General features: G+C 53.4%; 20 protein-coding genes and 1 pseudogene. 9 read left to right on the forward strand and 12 right to left on the reverse strand.

The features are described 5' to 3' along the window. Positions 1-16: 16 nt before the first annotated feature. The 3 genes from purB to RJ38_RS07075 all read left to right on the forward strand — a co-directional run bounded on the left by purB (position 17) and on the right by RJ38_RS07075 (position 3,566). Positions 17-1,321: an adenylosuccinate lyase gene (gene purB / locus RJ38_RS07065; protein WP_039018179.1), complete on the forward strand. Its 1,305-nt coding sequence runs from the start codon at positions 17-19 to the stop codon at positions 1,319-1,321. 88 nt (positions 1,322-1,409) lie between these two features. Then, on the forward strand, positions 1,410-2,522 hold the full coding sequence (locus RJ38_RS07070) for a FliG C-terminal domain-containing protein (protein WP_162183558.1): 1,113 nt from the start codon (positions 1,410-1,412) through the stop codon (positions 2,520-2,522). Positions 2,523-2,645: 123 nt separating this feature from the next. Beyond that, positions 2,646-3,566 (forward strand): lysophospholipid acyltransferase family protein, encoded by a 921-nt coding sequence (locus tag RJ38_RS07075; protein ID WP_052245257.1) that lies wholly within the window; start codon positions 2,646-2,648, stop codon positions 3,564-3,566. Here RJ38_RS07075 and RJ38_RS07080 read toward each other — a convergent pair. Then, positions 3,530-4,240 (reverse strand): DUF1223 domain-containing protein, encoded by a 711-nt coding sequence (locus RJ38_RS07080; protein WP_039018180.1) that lies wholly within the window; start codon positions 4,238-4,240, stop codon positions 3,530-3,532. The genes RJ38_RS07075 and RJ38_RS07080 overlap by 37 nt on opposite strands. 249 nt (positions 4,241-4,489) lie before the next feature. Between RJ38_RS07080 and acnA the strand changes: the two genes are divergently transcribed. Continuing rightward, positions 4,490-7,174, forward strand: a complete 2,685-nt coding sequence (gene acnA, locus RJ38_RS07085; protein ID WP_039018181.1) for an aconitate hydratase AcnA — start codon at positions 4,490-4,492, stop codon at positions 7,172-7,174. 439 nt (positions 7,175-7,613) lie between these two features. Here acnA and RJ38_RS07090 read toward each other — a convergent pair whose 3' ends face one another. The 10 genes from RJ38_RS07090 to yajC all read right to left on the reverse strand — a co-directional run bounded on the left by RJ38_RS07090 (position 7,614) and on the right by yajC (position 14,631). Next, positions 7,614-8,144 carry a DsbE family thiol:disulfide interchange protein gene (locus RJ38_RS07090; RefSeq protein WP_238321662.1) on the reverse strand — a complete coding sequence of 177 codons (531 nt, stop codon included), beginning with the start codon at positions 8,142-8,144 and terminating at the stop codon, positions 7,614-7,616. Next, positions 8,141-8,293, reverse strand: coding sequence for a heme exporter protein CcmD (gene ccmD / locus RJ38_RS07095; protein WP_039018182.1), 153 nt, complete (start codon positions 8,291-8,293; stop codon positions 8,141-8,143). The genes RJ38_RS07090 and ccmD overlap by 4 nt, the downstream gene beginning before the upstream one ends. Before the next feature lies 1 nt (position 8,294). Continuing rightward, positions 8,295-9,044 carry a heme ABC transporter permease gene (locus tag RJ38_RS07100; RefSeq protein WP_039018183.1) on the reverse strand — a complete coding sequence of 250 codons (750 nt, stop codon included), beginning with the start codon at positions 9,042-9,044 and terminating at the stop codon, positions 8,295-8,297. A gap of 44 nt (positions 9,045-9,088) precedes the next feature. Further along, the gene (ccmB, locus tag RJ38_RS07105; RefSeq protein WP_039018184.1) at positions 9,089-9,745 is read right to left on the reverse strand and encodes a heme exporter protein CcmB; all 657 of its coding nucleotides are present in this window, start codon (positions 9,743-9,745) and stop codon (positions 9,089-9,091) included. Next, positions 9,742-10,464 carry a heme ABC exporter ATP-binding protein CcmA gene (ccmA, locus tag RJ38_RS07110; protein WP_082005663.1) on the reverse strand — a complete coding sequence of 241 codons (723 nt, stop codon included), beginning with the start codon at positions 10,462-10,464 and terminating at the stop codon, positions 9,742-9,744. The genes ccmB and ccmA overlap by 4 nt, the downstream gene beginning before the upstream one ends. A 48-nt stretch (positions 10,465-10,512) precedes the next feature. After that, the gene (locus tag RJ38_RS07115; protein WP_039018185.1) at positions 10,513-10,869 is read right to left on the reverse strand and encodes an Mth938-like domain-containing protein; all 357 of its coding nucleotides are present in this window, start codon (positions 10,867-10,869) and stop codon (positions 10,513-10,515) included. Between the two features lie 13 nt (positions 10,870-10,882). Further along, complete coding sequence (locus tag RJ38_RS07120; protein ID WP_052245258.1) at positions 10,883-11,644, reverse strand: TSUP family transporter; 762 nt, start codon at positions 11,642-11,644, stop codon at positions 10,883-10,885. Further along, positions 11,637-12,599 (reverse strand): protein translocase subunit SecF, encoded by a 963-nt coding sequence (secF, locus tag RJ38_RS07125; RefSeq protein ID WP_039018186.1) that lies wholly within the window; start codon positions 12,597-12,599, stop codon positions 11,637-11,639. Before secF ends, RJ38_RS07120 begins: the two co-directional genes overlap by 8 nt. Positions 12,600-12,602: 3 nt before the next feature. Further along, on the reverse strand, positions 12,603-14,264 hold the full coding sequence (secD, locus tag RJ38_RS07130; protein WP_039018187.1) for a protein translocase subunit SecD: 1,662 nt from the start codon (positions 14,262-14,264) through the stop codon (positions 12,603-12,605). An 85-nt stretch (positions 14,265-14,349) separates the two neighbouring features. Continuing rightward, positions 14,350-14,631 (reverse strand): preprotein translocase subunit YajC, encoded by a 282-nt coding sequence (yajC, locus tag RJ38_RS07135; protein ID WP_039018188.1) that lies wholly within the window; start codon positions 14,629-14,631, stop codon positions 14,350-14,352. 208 nt (positions 14,632-14,839) lie between these two features. On the opposite strand from yajC, the gene RJ38_RS18070 reads away from it, so the two are divergent. From RJ38_RS18070 to serS, 3 genes are all read left to right on the forward strand, one after another. After that, positions 14,840-15,919: a pentapeptide repeat-containing protein gene (locus RJ38_RS18070; protein WP_052245259.1), complete on the forward strand. Its 1,080-nt coding sequence runs from the start codon at positions 14,840-14,842 to the stop codon at positions 15,917-15,919. Between the two features lie 60 nt (positions 15,920-15,979). Continuing rightward, positions 15,980-16,216, forward strand: a complete 237-nt coding sequence (locus tag RJ38_RS07145; protein ID WP_039018189.1) for a hypothetical protein — start codon at positions 15,980-15,982, stop codon at positions 16,214-16,216. A 184-nt stretch (positions 16,217-16,400) separates the two neighbouring features. Beyond that, positions 16,401-17,693, forward strand: coding sequence for a serine--tRNA ligase (gene serS, locus RJ38_RS07150; protein ID WP_039018190.1), 1,293 nt, complete (start codon positions 16,401-16,403; stop codon positions 17,691-17,693). Between the two features lie 81 nt (positions 17,694-17,774). On the opposite strand, the gene RJ38_RS07155 is transcribed toward serS, so the two are convergent. Next, positions 17,775-18,188, reverse strand: a complete 414-nt coding sequence (locus RJ38_RS07155) for a dimethylsulfonioproprionate lyase family protein (RefSeq protein WP_082005664.1) — start codon at positions 18,186-18,188, stop codon at positions 17,775-17,777. 69 nt (positions 18,189-18,257) lie between these two features. Here RJ38_RS07155 and RJ38_RS07160 point away from each other — a divergent pair, with 69 nt between their 5' ends. Together RJ38_RS07160 and RJ38_RS18860 are read left to right on the forward strand one after the other, a co-directional pair. Beyond that, the gene (locus RJ38_RS07160) at positions 18,258-18,533 is read left to right on the forward strand and encodes an IS3 family transposase (protein WP_039016955.1); all 276 of its coding nucleotides are present in this window, start codon (positions 18,258-18,260) and stop codon (positions 18,531-18,533) included. Beyond that, positions 18,530-18,794, forward strand: a pseudogene (locus tag RJ38_RS18860) (hypothetical protein); the annotation flags it as partial. The gene RJ38_RS07160 and the pseudogene RJ38_RS18860, both read left to right, overlap by 4 nt.

Consider the following 18,794-nt stretch of genomic DNA (forward strand, 5'->3'; position numbering starts at 1 on the left):
TTATAAAGGCCTTGCCATGATCTCTCGTTATTCTCGCCCTGAAATGGTCGCCATCTGGTCACCTGAATCCAAGTTCAAAATCTGGTATGAGATCGAGGCCCACGCCTGTGACGCCATGGCTGATATCGGTGTGATCCCACGCGAAAACGCCGATGCGGTTTGGAAAGCCCGCGACGTTGAATTTGACGTGGCGCGCATTGATGAAATCGAAGCCGTCACCAAACATGACGTTATCGCGTTTCTGACCCATTTGGCGGAACATGTTGGTTCTGATGAGGCGCGTTTTGTACACCAGGGCATGACGTCATCTGACGTTTTGGACACTTGTTTGAACGTGCAAATGGTGCGCGCTGCTGACATCCTGTTGGCCGGTGTTGACCGCGTTCTGGCCGCGCTGAAAACCCGCGCATTGGAACATAAAGACACTGTGCGTGTTGGTCGTTCCCACGGTATTCACGCGGAACCCACCACAATGGGTCTGACATTTGCGCGTTTCTATGCGGAAATGGATCGCAACAAAGCACGCCTTCTGGCTGCGCGCGAAGAAATCGCAACCGGCGCGATTTCCGGTGCTGTTGGTACTTTTGCAAACATCGATCCCGCTGTTGAAGAACATGTTTGTGCGAAACTGGGTCTGCGTCCTGAGCCGATTTCAACACAGGTGATCCCACGTGATCGCCACGCGATGTTCTTCTCTGTTTTGGGTGTGATTGCGTCTTCCATTGAAAACGTTGCGATTGAGATCCGCCACATGCAGCGCACCGAAGTTCTCGAAGGTGCGGAATTCTTCTCTATGGGGCAAAAAGGTTCATCCGCGATGCCGCATAAAAAGAACCCAGTTCTGACCGAAAACCTGACCGGTCTTGCCCGTCTTGTGCGCATGGCTGTGATCCCTGCGATGGAAAACGTGGCGCTGTGGCATGAACGCGATATTTCGCATTCCTCCGTGGAACGTGCGATTGGCCCGGATGCGACCGTGACCCTTGATTTTGCCCTGCACCGTTTGGCTGGCGTGATCGAAAAGATGTTGGTATTCCCACAGAACATGTTGGACAATATGAACAAATTCCCAGGTCTTGTGATGTCACAACGTGTTTTGCTGGCCCTGACACAAGCTGGCGTTTCCCGCGAGGATGCTTATTCCATGGTGCAGCGTAATGCGTTGCAAGTTTGGGAAAAACGCCTTGATTTCCGTGAACTTCTTCTGGCCGATGCTGAGGTTGTTGCGGCGCTGGGCGAAGATGGCGTCAACGAGAAATTCGACATGGCCTATCACACCAAACATGTCGACACGATCTTCAAGCGTGTTTTCGGCGAATAATAACTAAGGTGTAAGGGGTCTCTTAACGCTTCATCGGCCATAGTCGGGTTAACCGGCCAAAATGCCGATGACCGCGATGGAGAACCCCTTGCCCGACGGATTACCAAGCCTGCCCCTGCCCCCGCCTCTTCCCCCAATGGGCGGTATGACCAGTGACAACCTACCTGCGGCGCCCAGTCTGCCGCAAAGTCAAAAAGCCGCCATTCTTGTCCGCCTTTTGCTGAACGAAGACATCAAACTTCCCCTTCAAGATCTTCCTGAACCCTGCCAAGTTTTATTGACAGAACACATGGCATCAATGCGGATCGTAAAGCGTGAAATTTCGCGTGATGTCGCGAAAGAATTTCTGCGTGAACTCGTGACCATTGGTTTAACCAATTCTCGTGGCTTGGAAGGTGCTTTGACCGATCTTGAAGGCGTGATCAATGAAAGCACCATTCAGAAAATGCGTCGTGAGATCGGCTTAAAAGCCATTTCTGATCCGTGGTTGCGTCTGGAACGGCTGGACAACGACGAACTGCGCACCATGTTGATGTGTGAAAGCAATGAAATCGCGGCGGTGGTTCTATCCAAATTAAGCGTGCCGCGTGCCGCGGAATTGCTCAGCTCCCTGCCTGGTGACATCGCGCGTAAAATCACCTGGGCCATGTCAATGACCGGCACAGTTAGCCCAGATGCCATTGAACGCATTGGGCTTTCCTTGGCCAGCCAATTGGATTCACACACACCCGTTGCCTTTGAAGAAGCCGCCGAAAACCGCGTGGGTGCGATCCTTAATCAGGCGAAAGCGGCTGTGCGCGATGACCTGCTCGAAAGTTTGGAGGTCGAGGATAAGGAATTCGCCAAGGAAGTGCGCAAATCCATCTTCACCTTCGCCCATATCGCCACACGACTTGATCCAGCAGATGTCACCAAAGTATTACGTGATGTCGAAACCGGCGCCCAGATCGATGCGTTTGCCTTCGCAGCGACGGACACGGAAAGCGACAATGCCGCCACCGTCAATTTCATGCTGGGTCAAATGTCATCACGCTTGGCCGACAGTTTGCGCGAGGACATGGAAGCGCGCGGCGAAGTGAAAGAAGAAATCGGCGAAGCGGCCATGGGGAAAATCGTGGCAGAGCTGCGTCGCATGGCTGACGCCGACGAAATCGTCCTGCTGGAAGAAGAAGAGGAGGAGGAAGAAGCGGAAAATGCCTGATCTTGATGGGCCTTTGATGAACGCTCGGCCCGTTTCCGCCACTTGGCGCTTGGCATTGGACTTGCGATATTGCCGATGCTGGCGTATTTCCCAAGAAGGCACCCACAGGAATAGACCCCCAGCATGGCATTTCGTCGCAAAGACATACCAGATTACGCCGTAAATTTGCTTGCGCGTGGCACGCTTGGCATGATGGCCTTATTGCCTTATCGTACACGCGTTTCACTGTTTGGTCGTATTTTTGAACATATCGTCGCCCCCATCGCAGGGTGGCGAAAGCGCGTGCGCAGCAACCTTGCCTATGTCATGCCAGATATCCCGGAAGCCGAAGTAAAACGCTTGACCCGGGCGGTTGCAAACAATGCGGGCCGCTCTCTGATTGAGATATATTCCGGCCAAGAATTCAAAGACCACGCGGCAAAGATGCCAATCACAGGTCCTGGCTTGGCAGCAATGGAAGACGCCCGCGCATCGGGCCGACCGGTGGTGTTGGTCACGGGACATTTTGGAAATTATGACGCCCCACGCGCGGCTCTGATCGATCAAGGGTTTAACATCGGCGCCTTATACCGTCCGATGAGCAACCGTTTTTTCAATGACCATTACGTGAAATCCGTCGCTGAAATCGGCAGTCCTATTTTTCCCAGCTCTCGCAAAGGCCAAGTCGAGATGATGCGTTTTCTGCGCGGTGGTGGTGTGTTGGGCTTTTTTATCGACAACCACACCTCATCCGGCGTCGAGATGGATTTCTTCGACAAACCCGCAATGACCAGTCTTTCTGCTGCGGTCATGGCACTGAAATACAACGCGCTTTTGCTGCCCGTTTGGGGCATCCGTGGCGATGATGGGTTCAGTTTTGAGATCCGCACAGGCGAACCCGTGCAACATTCGGATCCAGAAACAATGCTGCGCGCATTAAACGTCGAATTGGAAGCCATCACACGCGACCATATGGATCAGTGGTTTTGGATCCATCGGCGCTGGAAGCCTGAAATCATTGAACAGGTTCAGCGCAGGCGTGCCGCCGCCAAAACGGACCCGTAATTGGCTTTTTGAACGAGAACAACCAGAGGCCCATCTTGAATGCCATCGGTGCTAAACGTTAGATCCTCTTGCGCGTTCCAACGGGTTAGAACGTCAATACCAGTTACGATCGAGCCATAAGAAATACGTTTCCCCGCGTTTTCGCCACGTTGAATTTCCACCGTTTCTTCGGGGGTATAGCGCACGATCAGCAGCTCGACCTCACCCGCAGAGGTTTCATAGGCAATATTTCTTGCACGAATTTGCAATGTGTCCCCATCACGTTCGACATCCAACGAGACCTGCTCTGCCCGCGCCTGGTGTCGTTTGATTCCGTCTGCCAATTCATCAGGGTGACTTCCAACGACGTGGTCCTCGCCATTTAGCACCATTTGAGGGGTGTAAATGGTACGTTTATGGGCGGCGGCGGCGTATCCGCGCTGGCGATCTGCATGCTCTGGCCGTGCCAGCGTATCCGCCCAACCGATGTAATCCCAATAATCCACATGCAACGCCAAAGTGATCACATCGTCACGATCAGCATATTCCTTTAGCAAAGCGTCCGCTGGCGGACAGGAACTGCACCCTTGTGATGTGTAAAGCTCAATCACAACCGGGTTGCTGTCTTGCGCCACAGAAGGTGTCGCAAAAGAAAACACGGCAAGTGCGGTTGCATTTAGAATCTGTTTGATCATGTGGTTGTATCCTTGTCTTATGCCTTTCTACATCCCTCGCTGATCAAAAACCAATCAAGGTTTTGCGAGGTCGCTGTGTAGATTGTAACAAATCCCCTGCGTTTCCCCGCCAATACCGCTTTTGCCCTCAATCGACACGACATTGTGTACATTGGTATACAAAAATATCACCTCCCCCCTTGATCCGACCACAAACCTGGTGCAAAAGCAGGCCAGCGATACCCCTGAACATTCACGAGGGAGGCCAGAATGCCCATCACCGTCGGACAAGATACCGCCAAAACCCGCAAAACCCTGCAGGTCGGCAATCAATCCATTTCTTATTATTCAATTCCTGCCGCGCAAGCTGCTGGCCTTGGCGATTTTTCCAAATTGCCTGCCGCGCTGAAAGTCGTGCTGGAAAACATGTTGCGCTTTGAAGACGGCAAGACCGTCTCTGTTGACGACATCAAAGCATTCGCTGAATGGGGCGCCAATGGCGGCAAGAACCCACGCGAAATCGCTTACCGCCCTGCCCGCGTTTTGATGCAAGATTTCACCGGCGTTCCTGCTGTTGTTGATCTCGCGGCTATGCGCGATGGCATTGTTGCCCTTGGCGGCGACGCTGAAAAGATTAACCCGCTGAACCCTGTTGATCTGGTCATCGACCACTCTGTTATGATTGACGAATTCGGCAATCCACGCGCGTTCCAAATGAACGTTGACCGTGAATACGAACGCAATATGGAACGTTACACCTTCCTGAAATGGGGCCAGTCTGCGTTTAACAACTTCCGCGTTGTGCCGCCCGGCACCGGTATTTGTCACCAGGTGAACCTTGAATATCTCGCGCAAACCGTTTGGACTGACACCGATCAGGACGGCAATGAAGTCGCCTATCCTGACACGCTCGTTGGCACCGACAGCCACACAACCATGGTGAACGGCCTTGCTGTTCTAGGTTGGGGCGTTGGCGGCATTGAGGCCGAAGCCGCGATGCTGGGTCAGCCGATTTCCATGCTTATTCCCGAAGTTGTTGGCTTTGAGCTGACCGGCGAGATGATGGAAGGCACCACCGGTACCGACCTTGTGTTGAAAGTCGTTGAACTGCTGCGGGCCAAAGGCGTTGTTGGCAAATTTGTTGAATTCTATGGCAAAGGTTTGGATGTTCTGCCCTTGGCAGACCGTGCAACCATCGCCAACATGGCGCCTGAATATGGTGCGACCTGTGGTTTCTTCCCAATCGATGGCGAAACTCTGCGTTACCTGCGCACATCTGGCCGCGACGAAGACCGCATTGCTTTGGTTGAAGCCTATGCAAAAGAAAACGGTTTCTGGCGCGATGCAGATTACGCACCTGTTTACACCGACACGCTGCACCTTGATATGGGCACGATTGTTCCCGCGATTTCCGGGCCAAAACGCCCACAGGATTACGTTGCACTGACCGAGGGTCAAAACGCATTCCGCCGTGAAATGGAAGAAACCTTCAAACGTCCAATGGGCAAAGAAGTTGCTGTTGCCGGTGAAGATTACACCTTGGAAAGCGGCAAAGTTGTGATCGCATCCATCACATCTTGTACCAACACATCCAACCCATATGTGATGATCGGCGCGGGCCTTGTGGCACGCAAAGCTGCGGCCCTTGGCCTTGATCGCAAGCCTTGGGTTAAGACGTCTTTGGCACCAGGTTCCCAAGTTGTGTCTGCCTATCTTGAAGCAGCAGATCTGCAAAAAGACCTTGATTCCATTGGGTTTAACCTTGTGGGTTACGGCTGTACGACCTGTATTGGCAACTCTGGCCCGATCCAAAAGGAACTGTCTGAGGCCATCGCTGAAGGCGATTTGGTGGCGACATCTGTTCTGTCAGGCAACCGCAACTTTGAAGGCCGCATCAGCCCTGATGTACGCGCAAACTATCTGGCGTCGCCCCCCCTTGTGGTGGCTTATGCGCTGGCGGGTACGCTGGACATCAACTTGGCAACCGATGTGATCGCACAGGATAAAGACGGCAATGACGTCTACCTGAAAGACATCTGGCCAACCACGCAAGAAGTTGCGGAACTGGTTGAACAGACCGTGACACGCGAAGCCTTCCTTGAGAAATATGCCGACGTCTTTAAAGGCGACGACAAATGGCAGGGCGTTGAAACCACCGACAGCCAAACATATGATTGGCCGTCTGCTTCGACTTACGTTCAGAACCCGCCTTACTTCCAAGGCATGACCATGGACACCAAAGAAATCACCAATATCGAAGGCGCGAAAGTGCTGGCAGTGTTGGGTGACATGGTGACAACCGACCACATCTCACCTGCGGGGTCCTTCAAGGATACAACCCCTGCTGGTCAGTATCTGGTTGATCGTCAGGTGCCCGTGCGTGAGTTCAACTCATATGGGTCACGTCGTGGCAACCACGAGGTCATGATGCGCGGCACATTCGCCAACATCCGCATCAAAAACGAGATGCTCCCAGGCGTTGAAGGTGGTTACACCAACGGCCCAGACGGCGCGCAGACCTCTATCTATGACGCGGCAATGGCGCACCAAGAAGCTGGCACACCGCTGGTGATCTTTGGTGGTGAACAATATGGTGCGGGTTCCTCGCGCGATTGGGCCGCCAAAGGCACAGCCCTTCTGGGTGTGAAAGCCGTGATTGCGGAAAGCTTTGAGCGTATCCACCGTTCCAACCTGGTTGGTATGGGTGTGATCCCGTTCGAATTCACCTCGGGTGACTCACGTAAATCCTTGGGTCTGACCGGTGAAGAAACCGTTGCGATCAAAGGTTTGGACACCATCAAGCCACTGCAAGATGTTCCATGTGAAATCACAATGGCCGACGGTTCCGTGAAAGCGATCACTTTGAAATGCCGCATCGATACCGCGGTTGAGATCGAATACATCGAAAACGGTGGTGTGTTGCATTACGTGCTGCGCAATCTCGCAAAAAGCTGATCAGACACATCTTAAAGAACGAAGGCCCGGGTGAGAATCACTCGGGCCTTTTGCTTTTTTCGACCCTAACGGCACGGTCCTCGCGAACTATCTCGGGTTGATGTCATATCGAAAAATTCGCGCCCCGATACATGCTTGAAATGAGAATCTCAGCTGCAAAATGCAAAACATCCACTTTTTATGATGAATTCTGTGATTTTTTCTGGATTCACGCCGGGTGCCAGGTAATTATTAACCTGTGTAAGAAAAGTAGTATATTTATGATCGATCTCAGTTTCCCAAAAGGTACCGCACGCCGGGCCTCTCTTCCACTTCCCCTTCTTGAAACGGGGGTTCTATTGCTCTTGGCTGTCCTGCCTTTCATCCTCACATGATGCGGCTTCATGCGGTGTATTTACCGGCATGAAGAAGAACAATTGACGAAAAACTGTGCAGCGGGTTAATTTTGATCCGCTGCACGCGCGAGTGCAGGTCGTATAATCGCATCCAGCGTACGTTGGGTGATGGGGCCCGCAAAGCGTTGAACAATGCGCCCTTCCCCGTCCAATATGAATGTTTCAGGCACGCCTGCCACGCCCCATTCCAACGCCGTACGCGCAGAGGCATCTGCACCAATCGCGGCATAAGGGTTGCCAAGTTCGGCCAGAAACCCAAGGGCGTTTTGCGGATCATCCTTATAGTTCACGCCATAGATCGCCATACCTTCAGAACGCAAAAGTTCCAGATTTGGATGTTCCGCACGGCATGGCGCACACCAACTTGCCCAGAAATTCACAAGTTTGACGCCCCCAGTTGTCAGGTCTTCCCGTTTGATCTCTGGCAGGTCAGCAAGCGGTTCCACGAACATCTCAGGCGCGATCACACCTTGACGGCCCTCAAAGGTTTTCTCGCCCCCAAGGCCCAGAAACGCAAAAATCAAAAAGCCCCCAAAGATTGCGGGTGGCAATGCCATTACAGGGTTGAATTTCATGACTTATCCCGTCTCGCTTCCACAGCGCGCAAGGCTGTCTTAACCCGCTTTGCGCGCCAAACACTGGCCCCACATAGGACCGCGATCAAACCAATGCTGGCCCCATAGGCCAGGACCACCTCAAAGGCATATTTTCCAAGTTCAGGCATTTCAATTCACCCTTTCGCGCGCCAGTAAGGCTTGCATCCGGCGCAGTCGGATTTCGGTGCGCGTGCGCAGCAAAACCAGCGCAACAAACAACAGAAAAAAGCCCAACATGCTTAAAGCTAATGGATAGAAATAGACATTGCTGACCTTCTCGGCCGTGTCTGCGCCCGTCACCCCATCGACGCGGATCACAGATGCGCCTTGATGCAAACCTTGGTTCCAAAAGTTCACAGCATAGCGTGACAAGATCGCGAAAACCGTCCCAACCAAGCACAAAACCGAGGTCAAATCCGCAGCTGTATCGTCGTTTTCAACCGCTTCCCACAAGGCCATATAGCCAAGGTAAAACAGGCCCAAAATCAGGAAAGATGTCAGGCGTGGATCCCAGGCCCACCAGGTGCCCCACATGGGTTGGCCCCAAACTGCGCCGGTGATCAAGGCGATCAAGGTCATCACAAAACCAATCGGCGCAGATGCGCGTGCCGCCAAAGCCGACACATGATGCCGCCGGATCACCCACACCAAAGAGGTCACCAACATCATGAACCACGCGTTGATCGCGATCATCGCCGCGGGCACATGGATAAAGATAATTTTGACGGTTGATCCCTGTTTGAAATCTTCCGGTGTCAGGAAAAATCCCCAATACAATGCACTGACAATGCTGATCGCAGCCAGAGCAGAAACCCACGGCAAAACCGCGCCCGAAAGACGCATGAATTTTGTTGGATTTGCATATTCCCAAAGTGACATGGCGCTTAGCTAGCTTTCTTTTCACAGGGCTTCAAGGGGGCGCATTAACGCAGGTTCGCACGCAGGGCAGCCGCCCCGGCCATCGGCAGAAATGCCAAGGCCCCTAGGGTGATTACGATCAAGAAAATGAAGGGGGCCAGCGGATCTTTAAAGTTCATAAGTGAACTTGCACATTCCGCGCCGAACACCAAGGTTGGCACATAGAGCGGCAAAACCAGCAGTGACAATAACAAGCCCCCCCGGCGCACGCCCACGGTCAACGCAGCACCAAATGCGCCGATGACCGACAAGGACAACGTGCCGGGCAACAGTGACGCCATCAGCCAAAGATACCCCTCAGCAGGCAGATTTAAAAGCACGCCCAAAAGCGGCGAGATCAATGTCAAAGGCAAGCCCGTGACCAACCAATGTGCGATGGATTTCACCAAAACCACACCAGACAGGGGCACTGGCGCACAGACCAACGCGTCAAGCGTGCCGTCTTCAAAATCCAACGCAAAGATCCGATCCAACGTCAGCAGGCAGGCCAACAACGCCCCCACCCAAAGGATGCCCGGCGCAATACGCGCCAACAGCTGTGTTTCCGGGCCAACGCCAAGCGGCACCAAAATCACGACCATCAAGAAGAACGCAAGGCCAAGCCCCGCCCCCCCGCCTGCGCGGGTCGCAATGCGCAGGTCCCGGATCAATAAAGAGATCATAAGCTGCCCTCGCTTAGGAACACATCATCACCAAGGGGCGTTTCATCATCATCCTCATCACCACCAGACGGGGCATCATTCAAATCACCGCGCGTCGAATAAGGTTGCAAATCCAATGTCGCCGCCTCAATGCCGGGATCAATATGAGTGGCGATCAAGGCGGATCCACCAGCGGCGCAATGGGCGCGCACAGCATCTGCAAATAGGGTGACACTGTCCGCGTCAAGCGACACGGTGGGTTCATCAAGCGCCCAGATTTCAGCGCCGGTCACACACAGACGTGCCAGCCCGAGACGCCGTTTCTGACCGGCTGACAGGCTTTGGGCGGGACGCGTGGTCAGATCACCAAGGTAAAAGCTTTCAATCGCATGATCGAGGGTCGCAGAAATCCCCCTGCGTCCCACACCATGGACAGACGCCCAGAACCGCAGGTTTTCAGAAACGCTCAGCGTGCCCTTAATCGCATCTGCATGCCCGGCCCAAGCAATCGCACCGTTCATTTCAATCGATCCACGCAAAGGCGGCTGCAAACCTGCAATCGTGCGCAGCAAGGTGGTTTTCCCAACCCCGTTGGGGCCACGCAGCAACACAGCCACACCAGGAGACAGTTTAAAACTGACACCACGCAACACAGGCACACCGCCGCGCGTGCAGGTCAGGTTTTCAACCCGAAGCCCACCCCGAGGCAGATCATTAGACGTGTCATTTGGGTTGCTCATGTCGATCCCGCATTAATGTTCACCCGATGTATCACATAGAACGGGTTATCAAACTGTCAGCATTGCCGCAGCAATACGCCGCCCTTCTGACAACAGAATGTTATAGCTGCGGGCCGCTGATGGCGAGGACATAGGTTCAACCCCAATGCCGGCCGCCTCAAGGGCTTCGCGAAAGGCTTTGGGGGGATGGGCGATGTCAGCACCTGTGCCGCAAAACACCACGTCAATTTCCCCTGCCAAGACATCGGTGATCGCGGTGACATCATCATATCCGCCCCAAGCCGTCACACCTTTGGGCGAGACAATCACATGCCCCTCAAAGACCTCACCACCGACGCGGAAAAATCCGGGGCCATAGCCATCCACAGGTTTGGCATCCGTATAGCTGATTTCATTCAGGCGCATGCTGCGTCTCCCGTTAATCCCAGATTGGCAGGCCGGACACGGCCGCACATCCAATCACGATGTAGGCAAGGATTCTATATCCTCGTTCAAACTCTGGTCTGAAAATAGCAGCGCCCACGACATTTGCCAGCAGATAAACCGGCGCGATCACAAGGCCGATCCAAATCGCTGACGGGATCAATTCGCCATAAAGCCACAGCACCACCAACATGAAGATATCGGTCAACAGCAAATACAGGAAGATATTGGCGCGCACGACCGAAACCGCATGCTGACTGGCCATATACAGCAGGATCACAGGCGGTCCAGGCAGGCCCGCGACACCGGCCAAAAAGCCGCCAAAGCCCCCTGCCATCCAGATCATATATTTCTTTAACTCGCCCGGGTAACGCACGCCGGACACCAACAACACCAGCAAAACCATAGTGATGCCAGACACGAGGTAACGGAAGATTTCAGGCGCGATCAGGGACAGAACGTATAGCCCAACAGGCAACAAAACCGCCATACCACCGACCAGACGCAACACATCACGCGGATGGCTTTTGCGCCACATCTGCGGCACCAACGGCAGCGGACCGATCAGATCCATAATGATAAGGGTGGTTAGGGCTTCGAAGGGGGACAAGACCTGACCTGCAAAAGGCAGATAAATCAAGGCCGTCCCAAAACCGGAAAATCCCCGGATGAGGCCCGCCAAAGCGACACCAAAACACAGGAATAAGATCCCCTCCGCCTGAGAAGCGTCAAACAGAGGGGATAGGAAATCAGGCATCGATATCAGCGTATTGGCCGGATGCACGGTTGGCCGCTTCTTTGGACCAGTCGCGCTTCACGCCGAGACGGTTCAGAATGGCCGAAGCCACGAAAACCGAACTGTAGGTCCCGATGACAACACCCATGATCATCGCGAAAACAAAGCCCCGGATCACGTCGCCACCCAATACAAACAGCGAAATCAAGGCGATCAAAGTGGTGACAGATGTCATCACGGTGCGCGACAGGGTTTCGTTGATCGACAGGTTCAGAACCTCTTGCAGCGCACGTGTTTTATACTTGCGCAGGTTTTCCCGCACACGGTCAAACACCACTACAGTATCGTTCAGGGAATAGCCGACAATCGTTAGCAAAGCCGCGATAATCGCCAGATCAAACTTGATCTGCAACAGGGCAAAAGCCCCGATGGTGATCACAACATCATGCACAAGGGCGGCCACCGCGCCCAAAGCAAACTGCCATTCAAACCGCAGCCAGATGTAGAACAACACGGCCGCAATCGCCGCCACAACCGCCAGAACAGCGGTTTGCACCAGCTCGCCAGAGACCTTCGGACCGACGCTTTCAACCGCCTCAAAGCGCACAGTTTCATCCACGGCTTTCAAAGCGGCCAGAACGTTTTGCGTGGTCTCAGAGGCCACGGCAGCATCCTGTGCTTCAATTCGGATTTGGGTAACGTTGTTTTCTGGTTTCAATGGATCTTGGACGATAACGATAGATGTATCTCCAAGGCCCAGAGGCGCCAAAGCTTCGCGATAATCGGCGACGACAACCGCATTGTCAGCATTGGTGCGGAAGGTGGTCCCGCCCCGGAAATCAATCCCGAAATTCAAACCCATCATGAAGAACAGCGCAACAGAGGCCGCCATCATTAGGACTGAAAAACCGCCGCTTAGGGCACCGCGTGAAAAGAAATCAAAATTGGTCTCAGTAGGAACAAGTTTCAAACGCATCTCTTATACCTCGATCTCTTTAGGACGTTTACGCTCGAACCAGATCACCACCACAAGGCGGGTCACGAAGATCGCGGTAAACACAGATGTAATGATGCCAAGGCCCAGCGTGATCGCAAAGCCTTTCACCGGACCAGACCCCATCACGAACAGGATCACAGCGGTTAGGAAAGTGGTGATATTGGCGTCGATAATCGCGGAAAGGGCTTTTTCATAACCCAATTCAATCGCACGCGCAGGGCCACGTTTTGCTTTCAGCTCCTCGCGGATACGCTCGAATATCAGCACGTTGGCATCCACCGCCATACCGATGGTCAAAACGATCCCCGCAATACCCGGCAAAGTCAGGGTCGCGCCAATGGCGGACAACAGACCAAAGATCAGGCCGACGTTGATCACAAGGGCGATATTGGCAAAGAAACCGAAGGTGCCATAGGACAGAACCATGAAGATCAGAACCGCTGCAAAGGCCACGATACAAGCGATGCGCCCGGCCTCAATGCTGTCCTGACCCAATTCTGGCCCAATGGTGCGTTCTTCCTCAAATGTCAGTTCCGCAGGCAATGCACCGGCGCGCAAAAGCGCTGACAATTTGATGGTTTCCTCAATGGAGAAACGGCCCGTGATGATGCCAGACCCACCCGCAATATGGGATTGGATGGTTGGGGCTGAGATCACTTCGCCATCCAGAACGATTGCAAAGGGGGATCCGATATTGTCAGCGGTGTAATCGCCAAATTTCTGCGCACCCGAAATATTGAAACGGAAACTCACGGCTTGGCCCCCGTTTTGATCCGTCGTAGGTTGCGCATCCACCAGGTCTTCACCACCAACAACAGCGCCTTTTTCGACGATGTAATATTGGCCTGGTTCATCCACGGATGGCATGATTTCATTGCCAGGGCCTGGCGCCACAGCGGGATCATTCGTGCGGCGTACAACCGGACGGAATTCAAGTTTCGCAGTTTGTCCCAACAGGCCTTTCAGCTCCTCAGCCGATCCAAGACCGGGCACCTGGATCAACACACGCTGGGTGCCTTGACGTTGAATGGTGGGTTCACGCGTGCCAACTTCATCCACACGACGGCGCACGATTTCAAGGGTTTGCACCATTGTGCGTTCATCCATCGCCGCTTTTTCAGCGTCAGACAGGGTCATTGAAATCACATCACCATCAGACGCGAACACCAAATCCATCTCGCCCACACCGGCCAAGGTTTGCACCGGTTGTGCCAAAGTGCGCAGCAGTTCAAGCGCGCGTGGCATGGCCTCAACATTGGCGATGCGCAGCTTCAAAAAGCCGGGGGCTGCATCAAGTTGGCGTACACCACCGATTGTGGCGCGTTCTTCACGCAAAATGTTGCGCACCGTGGTCCACATGCCGTCAACCCGGGTCGCGTATGTGTCTTCGACTTGGACCTCTGCCAGCAGATGCACACCGCCACGCAGATCAAGCCCAAGGTTCACAAGCGCGTTAGGCATATAGGACGGCCAAGCGTCAACATCGGCCTGCAATTCAGGCGTGACGCCCGTGGCTTCGATTTCGATTACAGCGTCGTTATGGCGCTCAACCGTGGTGTAAAACGCATTGGGGAGCGCAAGCCACAGACCCAGCGCACAAAGTGCCCAGATCGAGATCCGCTTCCAGAGAGGGATATCAAGCATTCGAAAAAAATCCGCCTGTCAGATGAAGTAAGACAGCCCTAACGCGCAACATTCACGTCGCGGGTTAGGGCTTTGATTTATTGAATTATTTAGCGGGTTCAGTCTTGGACAAAACAGTCGCGATTGTGGATTGAACAACGCGTACTTTCACGCCTTCACCCAGCTCAACCTCAACTTCATTTTCGCCTTCTTTGACCTTGGAAACCTTACCGATCAAACCGCCTTGGGTGATCACTTGGTCACCACGACGCAGCGCAGACACCATATTTTGGTGTTCTTTCATCTTCTTTTGCTGCGGACGGATCAGCAGGAAATACATGATCCCGAAGATTGCGATCAGGGGGACGAATTGAAGCAAGGATTCCATTGGTGTTCTCTCTGTTAATGCCAGGTGGTCCGGCTGTGTCTTTACGTTGCCGCGCACCCTATATGTGGTCCCGCGCCTTGGCAAGCAAGGGGGTGCGGGAAGATAGGATTTGAGGGGTTCCACAACAGACACTATATATGCTCAAGTTATGCATATACGGCATGCGGTGGATTTAGGTGTGCCTTACGGATTGAATTGGGGACTTTGAATGGCTGAGAAGAAGGATGACCTGATGGAATGGCTGGGTTTTGCGAACCCGCCAAAGTTTGTGAATGCCCCCAGGTTCGGCAGGATTTTGGGCTGGTTCCTGATGGTGTTTGCCATACTGATTTTTCTTCTGGCCTGTGGCATCATCGCGAAATTCACAGTCAGCGTTTTCTCGGGCGGCCTTCGCACCGAAATTGATCAAGCGCGAACGACGAGAGAACTTGGCACTGCGGTCCTCGCCCTGTTCGGTGCCCCCTTCCTGGTTTGGCGCACAGTGATTGCAAGCAAACAAGCGCATACGGCAGAGCAAGGTCTATACACAGATCGGATCGCAAAGGCTGTTGAGCAGATCGGTGCGGATAAGGTGGTTAAGCAGCAACGCAAGGATGAAAAAGGCAACCTCACCTATGAACGAGACAAGGATAATAAGCGCATTTTCTCGAAGCCGATAATGGTCGAAGAAACTGCCCCGAATTTGGAAGTTCGAATAGGTGGCCTTTACGCACTCGAACGTATCGCCCGGGACAGCCCAAAAGATCATATTACGGTTATGGAAATTATCTGCGCATATATTCGGGAGAACTGTAAACCTGACGTATCTCAGTTCCCCGCGGATGATGCGCCTCTAGACGTTTGGATAAACTGGGATGTCCCAGCACAACAACACCCCCGCAGTGATATCAACACTGCGATTTCCGTCATTAACAATCGTGACAAGAGACAACTTGAGCGTGAAAAAATACGCAAATTCAAACTTAACCTAGCGGGTGTAGATTTTCGCGGCTTGACGGTCAAGTTAACGAATTTCTCAGGTACGAACTTCAACAATGCAAAGTTCCTAGCGGCAACAATATCTAATTCTACGTTACGAGGTGCCCATTTTGATACCGTCGACTTTCGCAAAGCACGGCTTTGGTCTTCCGATTTCAGCAACTCTACATTCTTTGTGTGCGACCTAAAATTCGCCGTATTCAACGACGCAAAGCTTGTAACAACAGTATTCGACGGCTGTCGATTCCAAAGCGCCTCATTTACAGATGCCTATCTCATGGGGGCGAAAATTGGTTACTCTTCTTCCTAGGATAATACTACCAACTTCAACGGAGCAAAGTTAACAGGCCCAGCATTTCATCGTATTACGATGCAAACTGATGCATATGAGACGGCTCAACCTCAAATCCTTAATCTAGATCAGATGAATGCCAGTTTTGGTGATGCATCCGTAAACTTCACTATAAGTTCAATGAGTGATGCATCTGTCACCACTCCTGAACATTGGGAGAATAATGTTATTCCATTCGAGGAATTTGAGGGCAAATGGCGAGCTTGGCAGAAATCCATCGGCTTTGATCCAGAAAACCCGGAGGGCAGCGCCTGACCCTGGGTGGGGGTGAAGCCCCCTCCCGTCAAACCACTGGTTTACCTCAGGCAAAACGGGCGGGTCGGGGGCTGCCCGGCAAGCCGGGTGAAGAGATTAGAGACATAAAACTGCCCATTCCGCCCCGCGCAAAAATGCGTCATAACTGCGAAATAACGATTCACTTTAATCAGGAACCTGACAGATGCATGACATCCGGTTGATCCGCGAAAATCCCGAAGCTTTTGATGCGGCCATGGCGCGCCGGGGGCTCTCTGGTGTCTCATCCCAGGTTCTTGCGCTTGACAGTGCTCGGCGTGCGAAGATCCAGGCGGCGGAAACGGCCCAGGCTGAACAAAACAAAGCGTCAAAGCTTGTGGGTGCGGCCAAGGCTTCGGGCGACGAGGCAGAATTTGAACGTCTGCGCGCGCTTGTATCTGCCAAAAAGACCGAAGTTGCCGCCCTGAATGACGAGGCGAAAGCCGAAGACAAAGCGCTTTATGACCTGTTGATGGCGACGCCAAATGTCCCTCATGAAGATGTGCCAGATGGCGCGGATGAGGATGACAACGTTGAAATCCGTCGCTGGGGCACGCCAAAGGACTTCGCGTTTAAGCCCAAGGAACACTATGAACTGGCCGCGTCAAAGGCGGGGCTTGATTTCGAAACCGGCGCGAAATTGTCCGGGGCGCGTTTTGTTGTGCTGTCGGGTTCGGTTGCGCGCCTTCACCGGGCTTTGGCGCAGTTCATGTTGGAATTGCACACCGAAGAACATGGTTTACGCGAGACGTGGACGCCGGTTTTGGTGCGCGAAGAGATGATGTATGGCACGGGGCAGCTGCCAAAATTTGGCGAAGACAGCTATAAAACGACCGAAGGCATGTGGTTGATCCCGACATCTGAGGTGACGCTGACCAATATCGTGAATGGCGAGACTTTGGATGAGACCGACTTGCCGCGCCGTTACTGTGCGCATACGCAATGTTTCCGTTCCGAGGCGGGTTCTGCAGGGCGTGATACAGCGGGCATGTTGCGTCAGCACCAGTTTGAGAAAGTTGAGATGGTTTCTGTCACACATCCTGACAAATCCATGGAAGAACACGATCGCATGACCCGTTGTGCAGAGGCCGTGTTGGAACGCTTGGAAATCCCATACCGCACGGTTGTGTTGTGCACCGGTGATCTGGGCGCTGGCATGCGCAAGACCCATGATATTGAGGCATGGTTGCCGGGCCAAGACACCTACCGCGAGATTTCATCTTGTTCCGTTGCAGGTGATTACCAAGGCCGTCGCATGAACGCGCGCTTTAAGCCCACTGAGGGTGGCAAACCTGAGTTTGTGCACACGCTGAATGGGTCTGGCTTGGCTGTTGGGCGTTGCCTGATTGCGGTGCTGGAAAATGGCCAGCAGGAAGATGGATCTGTTGTCCTGCCAGAAGCGCTGCGTCCGTTTGTGGGTGGCAAGACCATGATCAATGCGGAAGGTGTGTTGGTCTAAGCACCACGCATTTTTGAAAGTTCTACGACAGGCGGTGGCGGTGTGCCCCCGCCTGTTTTTCGTTCTGACGAGTGGGGCGTTTCATCCAAGATCGGACTTCGTATTCAGGCCTTCCCCGCGCCAAGGGATCAACGCAAGCAATGGGCCAGGTGTCATGTCGATCGCGTGTTTTTGGTGAGGCATGTGGTGGATCATTTCGCCAGCACCCGCAACACACGCGGGCTGACCCTCGGAATGAAATGTCGCGCTGCCGGCAAGGATGCAGTAGATTTCCTCGGGTGCGTGGGAATGTTCGGGATACTGCAGCCCCTGCCCCCAATAGCCAATCGTCACGCGGGCAGTGTCAGACATGAACATACCATCCGGCGAGATCACATTCAGCCACGCATAGTTGTTCAGAAACTCCCGCGAGAACCCATCGGCCTGTGTATAGGTTTGTTGCCAGTTCAAACGATCCGAGAGATGCGCGATCTGCGTGACCAGCGGGCGTGTCAGGTCATTTGGTCTTGTCGCGGTTTAGTTCCGGTCTCTTTCGAGCAATGTTTGCTATGAAGGAGATAGAGAATGGCAAAGAGATACACAGACGAGTTTCGGCGTGATGCGGTGCGCATGGCGGCGACGAGTGGCTTAACGCGGCCTCAACTTTCATCAGATTTAGGGGTTGGGCTTTCGACGCTGAACAAATGGGTTCAACAGCATCAACACGATGACCTGATGTCAGGACCGCATGAAGACGTTGAGAAGGAGAACACGCGGCTTCGCAAGGAAGTCCGTCTGCTGCGCGAGGAGAGGGAAGTGTTAAAAAAGGCGGCAATCTTCTTTGCAGGCCAAAGCCGGTGAGATTTGCGTTCATCGACGCCTGGAAAGAAGAATGGCCAGTTGAGTTCCTGTGCAAAGTTATGCGGGTCACATCACGTGGTTTTCGCGCGTGGCGGGTTCGCCCGATGAGCCAGCGTCAACGCGATGATATGGTGATCCTGGCTCACATCCGTGAACAGCATCGCTTAAGCCTGCAAAGCTATGGGCGGCCTCGGATAGTCTTGGTTGGAACGTTCAAAGGATGGCTGTTCCCGTGGGAGCAGAAAGATGAGAGACATGCTG

The organism is Halocynthiibacter namhaensis, from assembly GCF_000812685.1.
Lineage (GTDB): Bacteria > Pseudomonadota > Alphaproteobacteria > Rhodobacterales > Rhodobacteraceae > Halocynthiibacter > Halocynthiibacter namhaensis.